This window comes from Mycobacterium paraffinicum, assembly GCF_001907675.1.
GTDB lineage: Bacteria > Actinomycetota > Actinomycetes > Mycobacteriales > Mycobacteriaceae > Mycobacterium > Mycobacterium paraffinicum_A.
The window spans coordinates 54,990-75,729 of sequence record NZ_MPNT01000011.1 but is presented as its reverse complement, the minus strand read 5'-3'; the positions used below and the strand labels follow the sequence as shown (position 1 = coordinate 75,729).

Annotated in this window: 16 protein-coding genes, 1 other RNA gene and 1 pseudogene; 8 read left to right on the top strand and 10 right to left on the bottom strand. The window is 68.6% G+C overall.

The annotated features are described in order from the left end of the window. Window positions 1-59: 59 nt before the first annotated feature. Window positions 60-1,496, top strand: coding sequence for a type I glutamate--ammonia ligase (gene glnA / locus BRW65_RS13955; protein WP_073875544.1), 1,437 nt, complete (start codon window positions 60-62; stop codon window positions 1,494-1,496). Between the two features lie 431 nt (window positions 1,497-1,927). Here glnA (BRW65_RS13955) and BRW65_RS13950 read toward each other — a convergent pair whose 3' ends face one another. From BRW65_RS13950 to BRW65_RS13920, 7 genes are all read right to left on the bottom strand, one after another. Continuing rightward, on the bottom strand, window positions 1,928-2,455 hold the full coding sequence (locus tag BRW65_RS13950) for a GNAT family N-acetyltransferase (protein WP_139273088.1): 528 nt from the start codon (window positions 2,453-2,455) through the stop codon (window positions 1,928-1,930). Window positions 2,456-2,610: 155 nt separating this feature from the next. Continuing rightward, window positions 2,611-3,471 (bottom strand): TIGR03619 family F420-dependent LLM class oxidoreductase, encoded by an 861-nt coding sequence (locus tag BRW65_RS13945; RefSeq protein WP_073875542.1) that lies wholly within the window; start codon window positions 3,469-3,471, stop codon window positions 2,611-2,613. Beyond that, on the bottom strand, window positions 3,468-4,112 hold the full coding sequence (locus BRW65_RS13940) for a PaaI family thioesterase (protein ID WP_073875540.1): 645 nt from the start codon (window positions 4,110-4,112) through the stop codon (window positions 3,468-3,470). The genes BRW65_RS13945 and BRW65_RS13940 overlap by 4 nt, the downstream gene beginning before the upstream one ends. After that, on the bottom strand, window positions 4,109-7,105 hold the full coding sequence (locus BRW65_RS13935; RefSeq protein ID WP_073875539.1) for a bifunctional [glutamine synthetase] adenylyltransferase/[glutamine synthetase]-adenylyl-L-tyrosine phosphorylase: 2,997 nt from the start codon (window positions 7,103-7,105) through the stop codon (window positions 4,109-4,111). Before BRW65_RS13935 ends, BRW65_RS13940 begins: the two co-directional genes overlap by 4 nt. A 51-nt stretch (window positions 7,106-7,156) precedes the next feature. Beyond that, window positions 7,157-8,497 carry a type I glutamate--ammonia ligase gene (gene glnA / locus BRW65_RS13930; protein WP_073875537.1) on the bottom strand — a complete coding sequence of 447 codons (1,341 nt, stop codon included), beginning with the start codon at window positions 8,495-8,497 and terminating at the stop codon, window positions 7,157-7,159. 91 nt (window positions 8,498-8,588) lie between these two features. Further along, window positions 8,589-10,151, bottom strand: a complete 1,563-nt coding sequence (locus BRW65_RS13925) for an alpha/beta hydrolase (RefSeq protein WP_139273086.1) — start codon at window positions 10,149-10,151, stop codon at window positions 8,589-8,591. A gap of 109 nt (window positions 10,152-10,260) precedes the next feature. Then, a complete protein-coding gene (locus tag BRW65_RS13920; RefSeq protein ID WP_073875534.1) occupies window positions 10,261-11,817 on the bottom strand; it encodes an alpha/beta hydrolase in 1,557 nt (518 codons plus the stop codon). Window positions 11,818-12,128: 311 nt separating this feature from the next. On the opposite strand from BRW65_RS13920, the gene panB reads away from it, so the two are divergent. The 3 genes from panB (at window position 12,129) to BRW65_RS13905 (ending at window position 15,964) form a co-directional block, all read left to right on the top strand. Then, entirely contained in the window at window positions 12,129-12,974 is an 846-nt protein-coding gene (gene panB / locus BRW65_RS13915; RefSeq protein ID WP_073875697.1) for a 3-methyl-2-oxobutanoate hydroxymethyltransferase, read from the top strand. 127 nt (window positions 12,975-13,101) lie between these two features. Further along, a complete protein-coding gene (locus tag BRW65_RS13910) occupies window positions 13,102-14,283 on the top strand; it encodes a 1,4-beta-xylanase (protein ID WP_073875532.1) in 1,182 nt (393 codons plus the stop codon). 151 nt (window positions 14,284-14,434) lie between these two features. Further along, on the top strand, window positions 14,435-15,964 hold the full coding sequence (locus BRW65_RS13905) for a CYTH and CHAD domain-containing protein (protein WP_073875530.1): 1,530 nt from the start codon (window positions 14,435-14,437) through the stop codon (window positions 15,962-15,964). A 5-nt stretch (window positions 15,965-15,969) separates the two neighbouring features. Here BRW65_RS13905 and rnpB read toward each other — a convergent pair. Further along, window positions 15,970-16,370, bottom strand: an RNA gene (rnpB, locus tag BRW65_RS13900) — RNase P RNA component class A. A gap of 113 nt (window positions 16,371-16,483) precedes the next feature. Between rnpB and BRW65_RS13895 the strand changes: the two genes are divergently transcribed. The 4 genes and pseudogenes from BRW65_RS13895 (at window position 16,484) to BRW65_RS13880 (ending at window position 20,234) form a co-directional block, all read left to right on the top strand. Further along, window positions 16,484-17,194, top strand: a complete 711-nt coding sequence (locus BRW65_RS13895; RefSeq protein ID WP_073875528.1) for a 2OG-Fe(II) oxygenase — start codon at window positions 16,484-16,486, stop codon at window positions 17,192-17,194. A 45-nt stretch (window positions 17,195-17,239) separates the two neighbouring features. After that, window positions 17,240-18,409, top strand: coding sequence for a cytochrome P450 (locus BRW65_RS13890; RefSeq protein ID WP_073875526.1), 1,170 nt, complete (start codon window positions 17,240-17,242; stop codon window positions 18,407-18,409). Window positions 18,410-18,482: 73 nt separating this feature from the next. Further along, a complete protein-coding gene (locus BRW65_RS13885) occupies window positions 18,483-18,677 on the top strand; it encodes a ferredoxin (RefSeq protein WP_073875524.1) in 195 nt (64 codons plus the stop codon). Between the two features lie 44 nt (window positions 18,678-18,721). Beyond that, a pseudogene (locus tag BRW65_RS13880) lies at window positions 18,722-20,234 on the top strand (molybdopterin-dependent oxidoreductase). A 4-nt stretch (window positions 20,235-20,238) separates the two neighbouring features. On the opposite strand, the gene BRW65_RS13875 reads toward BRW65_RS13880, so the two are convergent. After that, the gene (locus BRW65_RS13875) at window positions 20,239-20,439 is read right to left on the bottom strand and encodes a hypothetical protein (protein ID WP_073875522.1); all 201 of its coding nucleotides are present in this window, start codon (window positions 20,437-20,439) and stop codon (window positions 20,239-20,241) included. Between the two features lie 21 nt (window positions 20,440-20,460). Next, window positions 20,461-20,658 carry a TetR-like C-terminal domain-containing protein gene (locus tag BRW65_RS13870; protein WP_244168088.1) on the bottom strand — a complete coding sequence of 66 codons (198 nt, stop codon included), beginning with the start codon at window positions 20,656-20,658 and terminating at the stop codon, window positions 20,461-20,463. Window positions 20,659-20,740: the final 82 nt, after the last annotated feature.

Below are 20,740 nucleotides of genomic sequence, written 5' to 3'. Positions count from 1 at the left end.
GGGCAACATCCGCTCCATAGCGTCAGGCCGCGGATCACACCAAGTAAAGGAGCATTTCTGTGACGGAAACGACGCCCGACGACGTTTTCAAACTCGTTAAGGACGAGGACGTCGAATTTGTCGATGTCCGGTTCTGTGATTTGCCAGGCATCATGCAGCACTTCACAATTCCGGTTTCGTTTTTCGACCAAAGCGTCTTCGAGGACGGCCTGGCCTTCGACGGCTCCTCGATCCGCGGCTTCCAGTCCATTCACGAATCCGACATGCTGCTCCTGCCCGACCCCGCGACGGCGCAGATCGATCTGTTCACCGAACACAAGACACTGAACCTGAACTTCTTCGTGCACGACCCGTTCACCCTGGAGCCCTACTCGCGCGACCCGCGCAACATCGCCCGCAAGGCCGAGAACTACCTGATTAGCACCGGCGTCGCGGACACCGCCTACTTCGGCGCCGAGGCCGAGTTCTACATCTTCGACTCGGTCAGCTTCGACTCGCGCACCAACGGCTCCTTCTACGAGGTCGACGCGATCTCGGGCTGGTGGAACACCGGCGAGCCCACCGAGAACGACGGCACCCCCAACCGCGGCTACAAGGTCCGCCCCAAGGGTGGGTACTTCCCGGTCGCTCCCGTCGACCACTACGTGGACCTGCGCGCCCAGATGCTGTCGAACCTCATCAAGGCCGGCTTCAGCCTGGAGAAGGGCCACCACGAGGTGGGCACCGGCGGGCAGGCCGAGATCAACTACAAGTTCAACACCCTGCTGCACGCCGCCGACGACATGCAGCTGTACAAGTACATCGTCAAGAACACGGCCTGGCAGAACGGCAAGACCGTCACCTTCATGCCCAAGCCGCTGTTCGGTGACAACGGGTCGGGCATGCACACGCACCAGTCGCTGTGGAAGGACGGCAACCCGTTGATGTACGACGAGACCGGTTACGCCGGCCTGTCGGACACCGCGCGGCATTACATCGGCGGCCTGCTGCACCACGCCCCGTCGCTGCTGGCCTTCACCAACCCGACCGTCAACTCCTACAAGCGACTGGTCCCGGGCTACGAGGCGCCGATCAACCTGGTCTACAGCCAGCGCAACCGCTCGGCGTGTGTGCGTATCCCGATCACCGGCAGCAACCCGAAGGCCAAGCGCCTCGAGTTCCGTTGCCCGGACTCGTCGGGTAACCCGTACCTGGCGTTCGCGGCCATGCTGATGGCCGGGCTGGACGGCATCCGGAACAAGATCGAGCCGCAGGCCCCGGTGGACAAGGACCTCTACGAGCTCCCGCCGGAGGAGGCCGCCAACATCCCGCAGGCGCCGACCCAGCTGTCCGCGGTCATCGATCGTCTGGAAGAGGACCACGAATACCTCACGGAGGGCGGCGTTTTCACGCCCGACCTGATCGAGACGTGGATCAGCTTCAAGCGCGAGAACGAGATCCTGCCGGTGCAGATCCGCCCGCACCCGTACGAGTTCGCGCTGTACTACGACGTGTAAGTCGCAAGCGAAACCACCCGCGCCGGCCGCCGCCGCGCGGGTGGTTTCGTTTTGGCGGCGGCCCCTGGGTTAGCGGCTGGCGCCGGAGAGGCAGGGAGTGCGCGTGGGGTTTCACGAGAACGCGATCCTGCGGTGGGTCGCCCGACACCAAAAGCCAGCCGCTGCAATAGAAGCGGTCCACGCCGCAGCCCTGTTGGTCAAAGCCGAAAGTTCAGATTTAAACTCTTGCGGCGGCAACCGATCCGGCGTTAGCTTCTCGGTCATGATTATCAGCAGCGCGCAAGCAATGGTCGGTGGCGGAGCCGGCGGGGGCCGCTTCGGCGGCGGAGCCGGCGGAGGCTTCGTCGGTGGCGGAGCCGGCGGGGGCTTCGTCGGTGGCGGAGCCGGCGGAGGCTTCGTCGATGGCGGAGCCGGCGGGGGCCGTTAACCGATCACACGATCGGCCCGGGCGGCTCGTCGGGTTCGGCGGCGCCTCCCAGGTCGAGTTGCATCCACGCAATGTCGTGCCAGCGACCGTGTTTCCATTCGACGCGACGATGTAGGCCGGCGTCGTGAAACCCGAACGACCGGTGAAATCCGTTGCTGGCCTCGTTCGGTTGAGTGATTCCGGCGAAAGCCCGCCGATGACCGCGTTCGGCGAGCCGGCGTAGTAGCTCCGCATAGAGTCGGCGGCCGGCGCCCGTGCGGTGACGGTCGCGGTCGACATAGATTCCGGTCTCGACCGACCACTGGAAGCTGGGCAGGCGCCTGAGCACGTGGCCGTAGGCGAAACCCACGACCTGGCCGTCCCGTTCGAGCACCAGCCATTCGTGGGCGTCGGTGATGCGGGCGGCCATCTCCCCTGCGCTCGGAACTTCGATTTCCCAACTGATCGCGGTGTCCTCGACGTACGGGCGGTAGATCGCACGGCACGCCTCGGCATCCCGCGCGGACGCCGGACGCACCCGGCCGATTGGCATGCCCATCATTCTTTCAGGCCGACAAGGGATTACAAACGGCCGCCCACCCGTCATCGAACTCGCCAGACTGAAATCATGGCGCACGTTTGCGGCGTGTCGTCGCCACTGGTTATGTGTCGCGGCCCAAAGCCGACCGAGAAGGCGAGAATCAAGCCCTAGCCGTCGAGCGCCAAGTCCTTGCGGAAGCGCTGCATGCCGTCGATCTTGTCGTCCAACGACGCGTCCGGACCCGCGTAGAACATCCACGGCATGGTGATGATGCCGGTGATGCCGGCCTCGGCGGCGCGTTGATAGTCGGCGGTGGTGAAGGCGTCGGTCAGCGGCGTCAGGACGGTGAAATCGTCCATCGACAAACCATTTTCGGCACGCAGCTCCCGCAGCTTGCCCACGGCCTCGACGGCGCGTTCGGTCTTGATCAGATCACCGATCCAGCCGTCGTTGCGGGCGGCGCGGCGCAGCGCGATGTCGCTGAGCCCGCCGACATACACCGGTATCGGCGGCGGCGTCGGCTCCATCTCCAGCCGCGGTGTCGGGTAGAACGCGCCGTCGAACTCAGTCCAGCCCGGCTGCCACAGCGCCCGCATCAGGTCGATGATCTCGTCGGTCCGCTTCCCGCGGGCGTCGAACCGCTCGCCCATCAACGCGAATTCCTCGCGGCACCACCCGACGCCGATGCCGAGCTCCACCCGGCCGGACGCCAGAACCGCCGCGGTGCCAATGGCTTTGGCAGCCGAGTACGGGTTTCGCATCGCGGGAATGTAGACGGTGGTGACGAAGCGCAGCCGCGTGGTGACCTGAGCCAGCGCACCAACCAGCACCCACGGATCGGGCCAGTCGGTGAACGGCTGCCAGCGGCGCTCGCCGTCCTTGGTGTACGGGTACGGCGTGTCCAGGGTCTCCAGGTTGACGACGTGGTCGGGGATCCCGATGCCGTCGTAGCCCAGTTCGTCGGCGGCCTTGGCGAGTTCGATGATCTCCGGGGTGTTCAGAAAGGCGCTGCTGATGTAGAACTTCATTCGAGTTCCCGCGCCCACGCCGGCTCGATGAACACGCCCTCGGCCTCGACGGTGACCCCCGTAGCATCCGAAATCGTGCCGCGTGCGAAAACCTTGACGCCCTCTGCGCGGTCGATCCAGGCGTCGCACCGCAGCGGACCTAAGGGAGTGCCACGGAGGTACTTCACGCTGATGGTTCCGGTATAACGCGCCTTGGACAGTCCGTCGCTGGCCGCCTCGCCGAGCAAGTGGTCGAGTATCAGTGCGCTGACGCCGCCGTGCACCAGACCGGGTGGACCCTCGTAGGCGCATCCGAGGACGAATTCGCTCGAGCAGCGCCCGTCGCCGTCGTGGCGGACGACGACCGGCGGGGCGATCGGATTGCACAGACCCACCACGGCGTTGCCCAGCGGCAGTGTGCGACCTTCGACCCGGAAGCTCACTCCAACGGGCCTGATCCGTTGGCGCAGCAGTTCGGTGACCGCTTCAATCTCCCCGCGCGCCTTGGCGACAACGTCGTCGTCAGTTTCGGTCCGGATGGTGGCATCGATGAGTTGGCGAACCGCGTCGGCGAGCGGCGCGTACAGCGCCGTTACCCGGTCGGCCTCCGCCGTGCTCAACGGATGGAACATCGCATCGTAGACGCCGGTCTCCTGACTCAACTCCCAAACACCTTCCGTACCACGGCTTTTGCCCGCCTCGTCACCCGCAGATAGTTGTCCAAGAACTCCCCGCCGTCGTCGGTGGGCCAGCCCGCGGCCACCGCGACCGCGTTGAGCTGGCGCCCCGGCCCGGGCAGCTGATCGGTCGCCTTGCCGCGCACCAGCACCAGCGCGTTGCGGGCCCGCGTCGCGGTCAGCCATGCCTGCCGCAACAGGTCGACCTCCTCGGCGGGCACCAGCTCGGCCGCCGCGATCGCGTCGAGGCACTGCAGCGTCGAGGTGTTGTGCAGGGCGGGAATCTCGTGCGCGTGCCGCAGCTGCACCAGCTGTACCGTCCATTCGACGTCGGCCAACCCCCCGCGGCCCAGCTTGGTGTGCGTGTTGGGGTCGGCGCCGCGCGGCAACCGCTCGGCGTCCACCCGGGCCTTGACGCGGCGAATCTCCCGCACCGCCTCGGCGGATACCCCGTCGGGCGGGTAGCGCGTCTTGTCGGCCATCAACAAGAACCGCTGGCCCAGGTCCGCGTCGCCGGCCACCGCGTGCGCCCGCAACAGGGCCTGGATCTCCCACGGCTGCGCCCACTGCGCGTAGTAGGCGGCGTAGGAACCCAGCGTGCGCACCAGCGGCCCCTGGCGGCCCTCGGGCCGCAGGTTGGCGTCCACCTCCAGCGGCGGGTCGACGCTGGGCGTGCCCAGCAGCGTGCGCACCTGCTCGGCGACCGTCGTCGACCATCGGATCGCCACCGAGTCCTCGACACCGGGCGCCGCCTCGCACACGAACATCACGTCGGCGTCGGACCCGTATCCCAGCTCGGCGCCGCCCAGCCGGCCCATGCCGATCACCGCGATGGCCGCCGGCGCTCTTCCTTTTTCGGAGCCGTCCTTGGGGAGGTTGGCGCGAATGATGGCGTCCAACGCGGCCTGCAGCACGGCCACCCACACCGAGGTCAGCGCCCGGCACACCTCGGTGACCTCGAGGAAGCCGAGCAGATCGGCCGATCCGATGCGAGCCAGTTCCCGGCGGCGCAGCGTGCGGGCGGCGGCGATCGCGCGCACCGGGTCGGGGTGCCGGCTGGCCGAGGCGATCAGGGCCCGGGACACCGTGGCGGGGTCCGTCTCGAGCAGTTTGGGACCGGCCGGACCGTCGCTATAGTCCTGAATCACCCTGGGCGCGCGCATCAGCAGATCCGGCACATAGACGGAGGTGCCCAGCACATGCATGAGCCGCTTGGCCACGGCGGGCTTGTCGCGCAGCGTGGACAGATACCAGGTCTCCGCGGCGAGCGCCTCGGACAGGCGCCGGTAGGCCAACAGCCCGCCGTCGGGGTCGGGGGCGTACGACATCCAGTTCAGCAGCCTGGGCAACAGCACCGATTGCACGCGGCCCCGCCGGCCGCTCTGGTTCACCAGCGCCGACATGTGTTTCAGCGCGGTCTGCGGCCCCTCATAGCCGAGCGCGGCCAGCTGCCGTTCGGCGGCCTCCGCGGTCATGCCGTGTCCGATCTCCAGGCCGGCCGGCCCGATCGACTCCAGCAGCGGCTGATAGAAGAGCTTGGCGTGCAGCTGCGACACCCGCAGGTTCTGGTGCCGCAACTCCCGGCGCAGCACGCCCGCCGCATCGTGGCGCCCATCGGGCCGGATGTGCGCGGCCCGCGCCAGCCAGCGCACCGCCTCCTCGTCCTCGGCGTCCGGCAACAGATGGGTGCGCTTGAGCCGTTGCAGCTGCAGCCGGTGCTCGAGCAGACGCAGGAACTCGTAGGAAGCGGTCAGGTTCGCGGCGTCCTCGCGCCCGACGTAGCCGCCCTGACCCAACGCGGCCAGCGCGTCCACCGTGGACGCCACGTGCAACGAGTCGTCGCTGCGGCCGTGCACCAGCTGCAGCAGTTGCACCGCGAACTCCACGTCGCGCAGGCCGCCGCTGCCCAGTTTGATCTCCCGGCCGCGCACGTCGGCGGGCACCAGCTGCTCGACCCGGCGACGCATGGCCTGCACCTCGACCACGAAATCCTCACGCTCGCAGGCGACCCAGACCATCGGCATGAGCGCGCTCAGGTACCGCTCGGCGAGTTCTTGATCACCAACGGCCGCGCGGGCTTTCAGCAACGCCTGGAACTCCCAGGTCTTCGCCCAGCGCTGGTAGTAGGCGATGTGCGACTCGACCGTGCGGACCAGCTCACCGCTGCGACCCTCGGGCCGCAGCCCGGCGTCGACCTGGAAGAAGGCCGACGACGCCACCCGCATCATTTCGCTAGCCAGCCGGGTGGTCAGCGCATCGGCGCGCTCACCGACGAAGATGACGTCGACGTCGCTGACGTAATTCAGTTCGCGCGCACCGCATTTGCCCATCGCGATGACCGCCAGCCGTGGCGGCGTCCGGTCTCCGCACACGGTGGCCTGGGCCAGCCGCAGCGCGGCGGCCAGCGCGGCGTCCGCCAGGTCCGACAGCTGGGCGCCCACCACGGTGAACGGCAGCACCGGTTCGTCCTCGACCGTCGCGGCCAGATCGAGCGCGGCCAGGACCAGCAGGTGGTCCCGGTACAGGTTCTGCAGGCGCGGCACGGCCGAGGCGGGGTCGGCCGACGCCTCGTCGACGCACGCGGTGAACGACGCGCACAGCTCCTCGTGCGAGGGCAGTTTCGCCTTGCCGCGCAACAGTTTCCATGACTGCGGATGTACGGCGAGGTGGTCCCCCAGCGCCAGCGACGAGCCGAGCACCGCGAACAGCCGCCCGCGCAGCGGGCGCTCGGTGAGCAGTGCGGCGTTGAGCTCGTCCCAGCCGGTCTCGGGGTTCTCCGCCAGCCGGATCAGGGCGCGCAGCGCGGCGTCGGGGTCGGGTGCGCGCGACAGCGACCAAAGCAGGTCGACGTGGGCCTGGTCGTCGTGGTCGTACCAACCCAGCTGCGCCAGGCGATCGCCCGCCGGAGGGTCGAGCAAGCCCAGCCGTCCCACGCTGGGCAGCCGGGGGCGCTGCGTCGCGGGTTTGGTCACGACCACGACGGTATCGCAACCCGCGTACCCGGCAGGGGCAAGGCGGGCTCGAGTCGGTTACAGCGACAGGTAAGTGCTCAGCTCGTAGGGCGTGACGTGGCTGCGGTAGTTCGCCCACTCTGAGCGCTTGTTGCGCAAGAAGAAGTCGAAAACGTGCTCCCCCAAGGTTTCCGCGACGAGCTCGGAGGACTCCATCGCGCGCAGCGCGCTGTCCAGGCTCGTGGGCAGCTCGCGGTAGCCCATCGCGATCCGCTCCTCGGGGGTCAGGTCCCATACGTTGTCCTCCGCCTGGGGCCCCAGCACGTAGCCCTTCTCCACCCCGCGCAGCCCGGCGGCGAGCAGCACGGCGTAGGTCAGATACGGGTTGCAGGCCGAGTCCGGGCTGCGCACCTCGATGCGCCGCGACGACGTCTTGTGCGGGGTGTACATCGGCACGCGCACCAGAGCCGACCGGTTCGCCGCGCCCCACGACGCCGCGGTGGGCGCCTCGCCGCCGTGCACCAGCCGCTTGTAGGAGTTGACCCATTGGTTGGTGACCGCGCTGATCTCGGAGGCGTGCTCGAGGATCCCGGCGATGAACGACTTGCCCACGTCGGAGAGCTGGAGCGGGTCGTCCGGGCTGTGGAACGCGTTGACGTCCCCCTCGAACAGGCTCATGTGGGTGTGCATCGCCGAACCGGGGTGCTCGGCGAACGGCTTGGGCATGAAGGACGCCCGCGCGCCGTTATCGATCGCGACCTCCTTGATGACGTAGCGGAACGTCATCACGTTGTCGGCCATCGACAGGGCGTCGGCGAAGCGCAGGTCGATCTCCTGCTGGCCGGGCCCGCCCTCGTGGTGGCTGAACTCGACCGAGATGCCCATGAATTCCAGGGCCTCGATGGCGTGCCGACGGAAGTTGGAGGCCGAGTCGTGCACCGCCTGGTCGAAGTAGCCGGCGGTGTCGACCGGAACCGGCCTCGTCCCGTCGTCCGGGCCCGGCTTGAGCAAGAAGAATTCGATTTCGGGGTGCACGTAGCAGGAAAAGCCGAGGTCGTTGGCCTTCTGCAGCTGGCGGCGCAGCACGTGCCGCGGGTCCGCCCAGGACGGCGAGCCGTCCGGCATGGTGATGTCGCAGAACATCCGCGCCGAGTGATGGTGACCGGAGGAGGTGGCCCAGGGCAGCACCTGGAAGGTCGACGGGTCGGGGTTGGCCACCGTGTCGGATTCCGAGACCCGCGCGAAGCCCTCGATCGAGGAGCCGTCGAAGCCGATGCCTTCCTCGAAGGCACCTTCGAGTTCGGCCGGGGCGATGGCTACCGATTTGAGCGTGCCGAGCACATCGGTGAACCACAGCCGAACGAAGCGGATATCCCGCTCCTCCAGTGTGCGGAGGACGAATTCCTTCTGGCGATCCATAACCGAAACAGTAGGCAACAGCTGTTAATTCTGTGTTACCGACTCGCGGTCGGAACCGTTGCGAACATTGCAAACATGCTGCTCAGTGCGGTCAAGACTGGCACCGGTAGGCCGGGGGCGGCAGCGTGCCGGCGACCAGGTAACGCGTGACGGCGGAGTCCACGCATTGGTCGCCGTTGAACACCGCGGTGTGCTGCGTGCCGTCGTAGGTGATCAGCGGCCCGCCCAGCTGGCGGGCCAGGTCAACCCCCGCCTGGTACGGGGTGGCCGGGTCGTGCGTGGTGGAGACGACGACGACCTTGCCGGGCGCGGCGGGCGAGGCGGCGTGCGGCGTCGACGTGGCCGGCACCGGCCACAGCGCGCACAGGTCGCGGGGGGCGTTCCCGGTGAACTGGCCGTAGCTGAGGAAGGGGGCGGCCTGGCGGATGCGCTGATCGGCGGACACCCAGCTCGCCGAGTCCTTCGGCGTGGGCGCGTCGACGCAGCGGATCGCATTGAAAGCATCCTGATCGTTGGTGTAGTGCCCGCTGCGGTCGCGGCCCTCGTAGTCGTCGGCGAGCAGCAGCAGGTCGCCCGCGTCGGTGCCGCGCTGCAGCCCGAGCAGCCCACTGGTCAAGTACTTCCAGTGCGCCGGGGTGTACAGCGCGTTGATGGTGCCGGTGGTCGCGTCCGCGTAGCTCAAGCCGCGGGGGTCCGAGGTGCGGCCCGGCTTGGCCACCAGCGGGTCGACCAGGGCGTGGTAGCGGTTGACGAACTGGGCCGGATCGGTGCCCAGCGGGCAACCCGGCGAGCGGGCGCAGTCGGCGGCGTAGTCATTGAAGGCGGTTTGGAATCCCGCCATCTGCTGGACGTTTTCGTCGACCGGGCCGACGGTCGGGTCGATCGCGCCGTCCAGCACCATCGTCCGCACGTGGGCGCCGAACCTCTCCAGGTACGCGGTGCCCAGCTCGGTGCCGTAGCTGTAGCCGAGGTAGTTGATCTGATCCTCGCCCAGCGCCTGGCGGACCATGTCCATGTCGCGCGCCACCGACGCGGTGCCGACATTGGCCAAAAAACCGGTCCCCATCCGGCTCACGCACTGCTGAGCCTGCTGTTGGTAGAGCTGTTCGATGTGCGCCACCCCGGCCGGGCTGTAGTCGACCATCGGCTCGCGCCGATAGGCGTCGAACTCGGCGTCCGTGCGGCAGCGCAGGGCCGGGGTCGAATGGCCCACTCCCCGGGGGTCGAAGCCGACCAGGTCGAAGTTGCGCTGGATGGGCGAGCCCTCCAGGTCCGGCGCCATGCCGGCCACCATGTCGACCGCGGACCCGCCGGGCCCGCCCGGGTTGACCAACAGCGAGCCGATCCGTTGGCCGGTCGCCGGGACGCGGATCACCGCCAGCTTGGCTTGTCCCGCACCGGGATTGTCGTAGTCGACCGGGACCGAGACGGTGGTGCACTGCGCGGTGGGGATATCCTTTGTGTCCGTGGCGAATTGACCACAATCCCCCCACGGCTGCGGCGTCGCGGCGGACGGCTTGGGGGCCGGGGTCTGCCCCGCGCCGGGTTCCGGGGTCGCGCCGGCCGCGGGCAATGCCACCGCGGACTGCCCGACCAACAGCCCGAATGACAGCAGCGCCGAGCTCAAGGATCTCAGGCGCGACATGGCTGTCATCGTGTCAGCCTCGGGTCCCCGAAGCGGCGCGAAACGGTTACGCCTTGGTCTCGTCTGCGCCCCTCGTGCGGCGCGTTGGATTGCGCTCGACCTCAGACCCGTACGCGCGCTAGCACTTTGCCCCGCTGGGCGGCGTGGCGCCGCCGACCAGATACGCCGTGACGTAGTTGTCGATGCACCCGTCTCCCTGGAACACGACCGTGTGCTGGGTGCCGTCGTAGGTGAGCAGCGAACTGCGTAGCTGGTTGGCCAGATCGACGCCGGCCTTGTACGGGGTCGCCGGGTCGTGGGTGGTCGACACCACCACGGTCGGCGCCAGCCCGGGCGCGGAGATGGTGTGCGGCTTGCTCGTTGGCGGTACCGGCCAGAACGCGCACGTCCCCAGGGGCGCGTCGCCGGTGAACGTGCCATAGCTCATGAACGGGGCGATCTCCCGCGAGCGCCGGTCTTCGTCGATCACCTTGGCCCGGTCGGTGATCGCCGGCTGGTCGACGCAGTTGATCGCGACCCGGGCGTCGGTGGCGTTGGTGTAGTGACCGTGCGCGTCGCGGCGCATGTACATGTCGGCCAGGGCGAGCAGGGTGTCGCCCCGGTGGTTGACCAGTTCGCTCAGGCCGTCGGTCAGGTGGTGCCACAACGTCGGCGAGTACAACGCCATGATGGTGCCGACGATGGCGTCGCTATAGCTCAGCCCCCGTGGGTCGTTCGTCGGTGCCGGCCTGCCGACCATCGGGTTGTTGGGGTCGACGAGCGGGTCGACCAGGCTGTGGTAGACGTCGACGGCCTTGGCCGGGTCGGTGCCCAGCGGGCAGGTCGGTTGCTTCGCGCATTCGGTTGCGTAGTCGTTGAAGGCATCCTGAAATCCCTTGGCCTGCCGCAGGTCCGCCTCGATCGGGTCGGCGTTGGGGTCGACGGCGCCGTCGAGGATCATCGCGCGCACCTTGTCCGGGAAGGCCTCGGCGTAGGCCGAGCCGATCCGGGTCCCGTAGGAGTAGCCGAGGTAGGTCAGCTTGTCGTCGCCGAGCGCCGCGCGGATCGCGTCCAGATCCCGCGCGACGTTGACCGTGCCGATGTTGGCCAGAAAGTTCTTGCCCATCTTGTCGACGCAGCGGCCGACGAATTCCTTGGTCTCGTCCTCGATGTGGGCCACGCCCGCCGGGCTGTAGTCGACGTTCGGCTCGGTGCGCAGCCGGTCGTTGTCGGCGTCGGAGTTGCACCAGACCGCCGGCCGGGACGACCCGACCCCGCGCGGGTCGAAGCCCACCAGGTCGAACCGTTCGCGCACCCGTTTGGGCAACGACTGCACGACGCCCAGCGCGGCCTCGATACCGGATTCGCCGGGGCCGCCCGGGTTGATCACCAACGAGCCGATCTTGTCCCCGGTCGCGGGGAAGCGAATCATCGCCAGCGTCGCCACGTCACCGTCGAGGTGGTTGTAGTCGACGGGCACGGCCAGCTTGCCGCACATCGCCCCGGCGGGAATCTTGGCCTTCGGGTTCGCCGACTTACAAGGTGTCCACTCGACCGCCTGCCCCAGCTTCGGCTCGGCCAGCACGGCACGCCCGCCGACGACGCGCACGCAACCCGCGAGAAGGAGCGCTACGGCAGCGACCGTTGCCCAAACCAGCAGCGTGCGCGCGACCTTGACGCGGCGAGACAGACCCATGCCAACATATGCTGCCAGAGGAAACCTGAGATCCTCATGAGCGGCACCACCGTCCCGCCACCAGGTGCCGCCAGCAGCTCTGCCATCGCTTCCGCAAACTCGTCGGCCATCTCCCACAAGTCGGGCAATAGCTCCGGGGCGCGAAAAAAAGCCGGCGTCGGTCCACTGGGGCGCCGCAGGCCCGCATGGTATGGCTCACATCACACGGACGGTGCAACGGCGCAGCCGAGATGGCAGAATGGCACCGTCAGACGAACCCGGGGACCCGATCAGGGCCACGAGGATCGACCCGACCACCACTAGGGACAATGATGTCTGAGCAGAACGTTTATGGTGCGGCCACGTCCGAGCACACCCAGCCGCTCACCAAGATCCGCACCCACCACCTGCAGAAGATGAAGGCCGAAGGGCACAAGTGGGCCATGCTGACGGCCTACGACTATTCGACCGCCCGTATTTTCGACGAAGCCGGCATTCCGGTCCTGCTGGTCGGCGACTCGGCCGCCAACGTCGTCTACGGCTACGACACCACGGTGCCCGTCTCGATCGACGAGATGATTCCGTTGGTCCGCGGCGTGGTGCGCGGCGCCCGGCACGCCCTGGTCGTCGCGGACCTGCCGTTCGGCAGCTATGAGGCGGGACCGGCCGCGGCCTTGGCGTCCGCCACCCGCTTCATGAAGGAGGGTGGCGCGCACGCCATCAAACTCGAGGGCGGCGAGCGGGTGGCCGAGCAGATCGCCTGCCTCACCGCGGCGGGCATCCCCGTGATGGCCCACATCGGGTTCACGCCGCAGAGCGTGAACAGCCTGGGCGGCTTCCGGGTGCAGGGCCGTGGTGACGGCGCGGAACAGACCGTCGCCGACGCGATCGCCGTCGCCGAAGCCGGGGCGTTCTCCGTCGTCATGGAGATGGTGCCGGCCGAACTGGCCACCCAGATCACCGGCAAGCTGACCATCCCGACCATCGGCATCGGGGCGGGCCCGAACTGCGACGGCCAGGTACTGGTCTGGCAGGACATGGCCGGCGTCAGCACCGGAAAGGCCGCCCGCTTCGTCAAGCGGTTCGCCGACATCGGTGGGGAATTGCGGCGGGCCGCAATGCAATATGCGCAAGAGGTGGCCGAGGGGGCTTTCCCCGCCGACGAGCACTGCTTCTGACGGATTCTGCGCACCGCCGCAGCCAAATTCGAAACTCGTTGTCTGGCAAGCGGGTACGATTGCTCTTGGGTAAGGTCTCGACTTAAGCAAGGGTGAGCACATCGACCGGGGGACTCGCGGTGACTTCGTGCACCGCCGAACGGTGCTGAAGATACCGCTGCTACTGGCAGGAGGCACCGCACTGGCCAAGGCACCACGCGCGGGGGCGCAGCCCGCGCCGGGCACCTCGCCGCAGGCGGGCCGCTGGTCCGTTGAGCGTGCCAACCGCTGGTATCAGGCGCAGGGCTGGCCGGTCGGTGCGAACTACATCACGTCGAACGCGATCAACCAGCTGGAGATGTTTCAGTCGGAGACGTTCGACGCCCGACGCATCGACACCGAGTTGGGCTGGGCCCGCGCCAACGGGCTCAACGCGATCCGGGTCTTCCTCCACGACCAGCTGTGGACACAGGACCAGCGCGGGTTCCAGGCCCGCCTCGCCCAGTTCGTCGACATCGCGGCGCGCCACGACATCAAGCCCCTGTTCGTGTTGTTCGACTCCTGCTGGGATCCGCACCCAGAGGCCGGCCCGCAGCGCGCGCCGACGCCCGGCGTGCACAACTCCGGTTGGGTGCAGAGCCCGGGTGCGCAGCGCCTCGGCGACCGTGGCTACGCCCAGACCCTGCGCGGCTACGTCACCGGGGTGCTCACCCAGTTCCGCACCGACGACCGCGTTTTGGGTTGGGACCTGTGGAACGAGCCCGACAACCCGTCGAAGTACTACCGCTCGATCGAGCGGGACGACAAGCTCGACCTCGTGGCCGACCTGCTCCCCCAGGTGTTCGGCTGGGCCCGCTCGGTCGACCCGTCCCAACCGCTCACCAGCGGCGTCTGGGACGGCGAGTGGGCCGACCCAGGGCGGCGCAGCGTGATCAGCGGCATCCAGCTGGACAACTCCGACGTGATCACGTTTCACTCCTATGCCGCACCGGCGGAGTTCGAGAGCCGCATCGCCGAACTCACACCCCAAGGGCGCCCCATCCTGTGCACCGAATACATGGCCCGCTCGCTGGGCAGCACCGTCCAGGACATCCTGCCCATCGCGAAGCGCTACAACGTCGGCGCCTTCAACGGGGGCTTGGTCGCCGGGAAAACCCAGACCGTATTCCCCTGGGACTCATGGGAGCACCCCTACCCCGCGGTGCCGGCCGAGTGGTTCCACGACCTGCTCGCGCCCGACGGACGGCCGTTCCGCGAGCCCGAGGTCCAGGCGATTCGCGAGCTGAGCGGCCTGGCGATGCATCTCCGCGAAGACCCGCCGCCCGGCTGAGCGACCGACAGCGGTTCTCCGAACGTCGGCCCCTGCCACACGGCGCCCAGCTTCGCCGATCGCGTTACCGCCGTATGGCAGGCTATGGGAGCCCATCACCACCGTCCCCGACGTTCAAGGCCGCGGCGACGCGCCCTCAACGGAGCCGAAAATGCCTGCAAAAGCGCCCCAGACCTCCCGCCATTTAGAGGTCGAGCGCAAGTTCGATGTCGGCGAGTCCGCCGTGTCACCTTCGTTCGAAGGCATTGCCGCGGTGGCGCACGTCGACAAGTCGCCGACCCAGACGCTGGACGCGACGTACTTTGACACCCCGAACCAGGACCTGGCCCGCAACAAGATCACACTGCGCCGCCGGACCGGTGGCTCCGACGCGGGGTGGCACCTGAAGCTGCCGACCGGACCCGAGGCGCGCACCGAGGTCCGGATGCCGCTGGACGCTTCCGGCCCCGACACGGTGCCGGAGGAGTTGGTGGACGTCGTGCTGGCGATCGTCCGCGACCGACCCCTGGTACCGGTCGCGCGCATCACCACCCAGCGCGAAAGCCAGGTGTTGTACGGCGCCGACGGCGCACCGTTGGCGGAGTTCAGCAATGACCACGTCACCGCATGGTCGGCCCGTACCTCCGAGGACGCCGACCTGGAGCCCACCCAACAGGAGTGGCGCGAGTGGGAACTCGAACTCGTCGAGTCCAACGGGGCCCCGGACACCGACCTGCTCAACCGGCTGGGCAACCGGCTGCTGGACGCCGGCGCCGCACCCGCCGGCCACGCCTCCAAGCTGGCCCGGGTGCTCGGCACGACGCCGCAACCCGACGCCGACCCCGCCGAGCACCCGCTGCAGCGCGCGGTGGCCGCCCAGATCCGCGAACTGCTGGTGTGGGACCGCGCGGTGCGGGCCGACGCCTTCGACTCCATCCACCAGATGCGGGTCACCACCCGTAAGCTGCGCAGCCTGCTGCGCGACTACCAGGAGTCGTTCGGATTGCCCGATGACGGGTGGGTTCTCGACGAACTGCGTGAGCTGGCCGGCATCCTCGGCATCGCGCGCGACGCCGAGGTGCTCGCGGAGCGTTACGAGCGCGAATTGGATGGGCTGACAACGGATTTGGTGCGCGGGCCGGTGCACGAGCGCCTGGTCGGCGGTGCGAAGCGCCGCTACCAGACCGGCCTGCGGCGGTCGCTGATGGCCATGCGGTCGCAGCGCTATTTCCGCCTGCTCGACGCCCTCGACGAGATCGCGGCCCAATCGCCAGGCAGCGCGACGGGCGGGGACCACGCACCGGTCACCATCGACGCCGCCTACAAGAAGGTGCGCAAGGCCGCCAAGGCCGCCGCCCAGGTTGACGAAGACCACCCCGACCATCCCCATGAGCGCGACGAGGCGATCCATCGGATCCGCAAGCGGGCCAAGCGCCTTCGCTACACCGCCGCGGCCACCGGTGCGGACACGGTGTCCGAACAGGCAAAGGCCGTCCAGTCGCTGCTAGGCGATCACCAGGACAGCGTGGTCAGCCGGGAGCACCTGCGACACGAGTCCGAGGCCGCGCACACCGCGGGCGAGGACACCTTCACCTACGGCCTGCTGTACCAGCAGGAGGCCGACCTGGCCCAGCGGTGCGAGCAGCAGCTCGACGACGCGTTGCGCAAACTCGCCAAGGCGGTGCGCAAAGCACGGCGCTGACGGGGCGGACGAGTTGGCCTGTAAGCCGGATTCTGTTCTGCGCGTCACCGGTGACCGGAGACGCGCAGCGGCGACCATCCATCTGGACACACCGTTGCCGGGTGCCTCGAGCGGCCTACCCGCAGGCTCGGGCGAGCAACCCTCGAACGCCTGCGCGGCCGCACCTCACGGCGCGGCCTTCTTGGCCTTGCTTCGGGTGGGGTTTGCCTAGCCACCCCGGTCACCCGGGATGCTGGTGCGCTCTTACCGCACCGTTTCACCCTTACCACCGCGAGGGTGGCGGTCTGTTTTCTGTGGCACTGTCCCGCGAGTCACCTCGGATTGCCGTTAGCAATCACCCTGCTCTGTGAAGTCCGGACTTTCCTCGAACCGCCTTGCGACGGTCCGCGGCCGCCCGGCCAACTCGTCCGCGACGATCCACGGTACTACCCGCGCGATTCCGGGGCCAGCAGCTTTCCCCCTGCCCCGCTGCGGCGGCTCTATCGTGGACCTCGCAGGCAGGCAGACGGAAGGACGCCGATGTCCCGGTGGAAGAAGCGCGTCGACTCCGGCGACTGGGACGCCGTCGCCACCACGATCGACGAGTACGGCGGGGCGCCGCTGCCCCGGCTGGTCACCGACGCCGAGGCGGCCCGGCTCCGCCGGCTCTACGACGACGACAGCCTGTTCCGCTCGACCATCGACATGGCGCCCAGGCGGTACGGCGCCGGCCAGTACCGCTATTTCCACGCGCCCTATCCCGACCCGATCGAAGAACTCAAACAGGCGCTGTACCCGCGCCTGTTGCCGATAGCCCGCGACTGGTGGGCCAAGCTGCGCCGCGACGCGCCCTGGCCGGACAGCCTGGACGACTGGCTGGCCACCTGCCACGCGGCGGGCCAGACCAGGTCCACCGCACTGATGCTCAGGTACGGCCCCGGCGACTGGAATGCGTTGCATCGAGACCTGTACGGCGACTTGGTCTTTCCGCTACAGGTGGTGATCAACCTGAGCCGCCCCGACACCGATTACACCGGCGGCGAATTCCTGCTCGTGGAACAGCGGGCGCGCGCGCAATCCCGTGGCACGGCAACCCAATTGCCGCAGGGGCACGGGTTCGTGTTCACCACGCGCGAGCGGCCGGTGCCCTCGAGCCGCGGCTGGTCGGCGGCACCGGTGCGCCACGGTGTTTCGGTCGTGCGGTCCGGCGAACGCTACGCCATGGGGCTGATCTTTCACGACGCGGCCTGAGGGAAGACCATTGCCCAACGGTGACGTTGGTGCCAGTCTGACCAGATGACAGAAACCGAAGGGTTCGTCGACCAAACGATGACGGGTCTCGCGGAGCCGCAGCCGATGTACAAGGCGTTGCGCGAATCGAGCCCGGTGTTCCGGTCGCCGCAGGCGGTCGTTCTGAGCCGGTTGGCCGACATCGAGATGGCGCTCAAACATACGGAACTGTTCTCGTCGAACATGGACGCCGTCGATCTGGGCAATGTGCGGCCGCTGATCCCGCTGCAGGTCGACCCGCCCGAGCATGCGAAGTACCGCCGCATCCTCGATCCGCTGTTCACCCCGCGGGAGATGGCCCGCCGCGGGCCCGGCGTCACCGAGCTGGTGAACGAGATGATCGATCGCTTCGCCGACCGGGGCGAATGCGACTTCCACGCCGAGTTCGCGGTCCCCCTGCCATGCACCGTTTTCCTGCAGCTGCTCGGGTTGCCGCTGGAAGACCTCGACAAGTTCCTGGAATGGAAGGACGGCGTGATCCGCCCGGAGGGCGACTCCGGCTTCGACCGCCGCCACGAGAGCTCCGCCGGGGTCGCCGAACAGATCTACGACTACTTCGACCGCGCCATCGACGACCACATCGCCAGCCCCCGCGACGACGTGCTGTCGGCGATGATCGCGGCCGACATCGCCGGGCAGCCGCTGTCGCGCGAGGAACTCCTCGACATCTGCTTCCTGTTCCTGATCGCCGGCCTGGACACCGTCACCGACTCGCTCGACTGCTTCTTCGTGTACCTGGCGCGCCATCCCGACCACCGTCGCCAGCTGGTCGAGCAGCCCGACGTGCTGCCCAGCGCCGTCGAGGAATTGTTGCGTTGGGAGACACCGGTGCCCGGCGTCGCCCGAGTCGCCATCCAGGACGTCGAGGTGGGCGGGTGTCCGATCAGCAAGGGCGAGCGGGTCAGCCCGTTGCTGGGGGCGGCCAACACCGACCCCGCCGAGTTCATCGATCCGGAGCTGGTGGACTTCACCCGCAACCCGAACCGGCACCGCGCCTTCGGCGGTGGCCCGCACCGGTGTCTCGGCTCCCATCTGGCCCGCATGGAACTGCGGGTGGCGTTGCGCGAATTCCATCGCCGCATACCCGATTACGAGATCAAGCCCGGTACCGAGCTGGCCTACACCGCCGCGCTGCGTTCGGTGGAGTCACTGCCGCTGGTGTTTTCGGCGTCATGACCCGCCCAGCCGTCGACGATGCAGTGGGGGCACCTCCCGCTTGCGGGGGACGCAGCGGTGAGGAGGAGGCGGCGTGACTAAAGTAGCCGTCGACGCCGATCGCTGCACCGGGCACGGCCGCTGCTACACCCTGGCGCCCGACGTCTTCGACGCCGACGAAATGGGCCACTCCGTCCTACTCGTCGACGACGTCTCGGGCGAGCTCGAGGCGCAGGCCGTCACCGCGGAGCAAAACTGCCCCGAAGACGCCATCTCCCTAACACGTTGAGGCGGAACGTGACTGCGGTGAGCGCTGCGCCGTCGAACGAGCGGATGATCGCCGGGGTCGCCGCCGCGTCCGTCGCGCTCGGGGTGGCCCAGCTGGTGGGCATCGGATTCGGTGCGCGGGCCGACGCCCGGGCCGCGATCGGCGCGGCCGTCGTCGACCTGACGCCGGGCCCGGTCAAAGAGTGGGCGATTCAGACCCTGGGCTCGCTGGACAAACTCTTCCTCGCCGTGGCCGTGCTGGTGGTGATCGCCGCGATCGCCGCCATTGCCGGCTCGTTCGAGACGCGGCGCCGCCCGGTCGGCAGCGCGGTGATCGCCGCGGCGGGCGCGCTCGGCTGCGTCGCGGTGCTGTCGCGGCACGGCGCGACGGCACTCGACACGATCCCGACTATCGCGGGCACGGCCTGCGGCGTCGCGGCCCTGCGCCTGCTCACCCGTCGTTTCCAGCCGGTCGCCGACGATACCGGCGACCACGAACAGCCGGATGCCGGCAGGCGCAGGTTGGTCGTGCTCGGCGTGCTGGGATTCGGGGTCGTGAGCGGCGTGGCGGGCGCGGTCGTCACGCGGGTTGGTGCATTCGGTGGCCGCGGACCGCGCCGGCTTCGCGCTGCCCAAACCGCGCACCCCGGCGCCCCCGATACCCGCCGAGGTGCAGCCGAAAGGCGTTGCGTTGCCGAGCTTTGTCACGCCGAGCGCCGACTTCTACCGCGTGGACACCGCGCTCACCCTCCCCCAACTCAGCCATTCCGACTGGCGGCTGCGCCTGCACGGCATGGTGAACCGAGAAGCCACTTACGGCTTCGCCGACCTGGCCGGATTTGAGGTCGTCGACAAGGTGGCGACGCTCACCTGCGTGTCCAACCCCGTTGGCGGCGACCTGATTTCGACCGGGGTCTGGACGGGCTATCGCCTGGCCGATCTGTTGGCGGCGGCCGGTGTGCACCCGGAGGCCGACATGGTGCTGTCGACGTCGGTCGACGGGTTCACCGCCGGCACGCCGGTCGACGCGCTCACCGATGGTCGCGACGCGCTGCTGGCGGTCGCCCTCAACGGTCAGCCTCTGCCCATCGAGCATGGCTACCCGGCCCGGCTGGTCGTGCCCGGGCTTTACGGATACGTATCGGCAACCAAGTGGGTCGTCGACCTGGAGCTGACCCGCTTCGACAAGGCGCAGGCGTACTGGACGCGGCAGGGCTGGGCACCGCGTGCGCCCGTCAAGACCGAGTCGCGGATCGACGTGCCGAAGGACGGTCAACGGGTGCCTATGGGCCCCGTGGTGTTCGGCGGTGTCGCGTGGGCGCAGAACCGTGGGGTGCGGGCCGTGGAAGTCCGCATCGACGACGACGCGTGGCAGCCGGCCGAACAGGGCGCGAGCTACTCGAACGAGACGTGGCGGCTGTGGAGCTTTCCCTGGCAGGCGAAAAACCCTGGGCGGCACACCATCACGGTGCGTGCCACCGACAACACCGGGGCCACCCAGACGTCGGACATGGCCACTACCGTTCCCGACGGCGCCACCGGCTGGCACACGGTGGGCTTCACCGTCACCGGGAGTTGACGCACTATCTCGACGAGAGCTTCCGCCAGCTGACCACCGCGATCACGGCGCCGATCACCGCCGTGATGGGACCGATGACCGACCAGGTCGTGGTGTTGCTCATCGGGCTACCGCCAAGCACCCCGAATCCCTGCAGCGCCCAGATCAAACCGAACAACGCGACGATCAACCCGAAGGCGAAGGTGGCAACGAACGTCCTTTTCATACGGGGATGCTACGGCCCGGCTCAGCGGCGGGCCAGCGCGTGCCAGGCCATGTCGACGATGGCCGCGCAATAGTCGTCGTCGACGGGAACGTCGGAGTACAGCACACGAATGTTCAGCGGCGCCAGCACGATCTGAACCGCGGCCAGCGCGTTGACGCCCTCGCGCAATTCGCCGCGCTCCTCGGCCCCGGTCCACGATTGCGCGCACGGCGGCGAAATGCGCGCGCCCAGAACCTCCCGGCATCACCCGCGCCCGGACATCCGCGGGGACGGGTTCACGGATCGGCTCGGACGGCTGCAT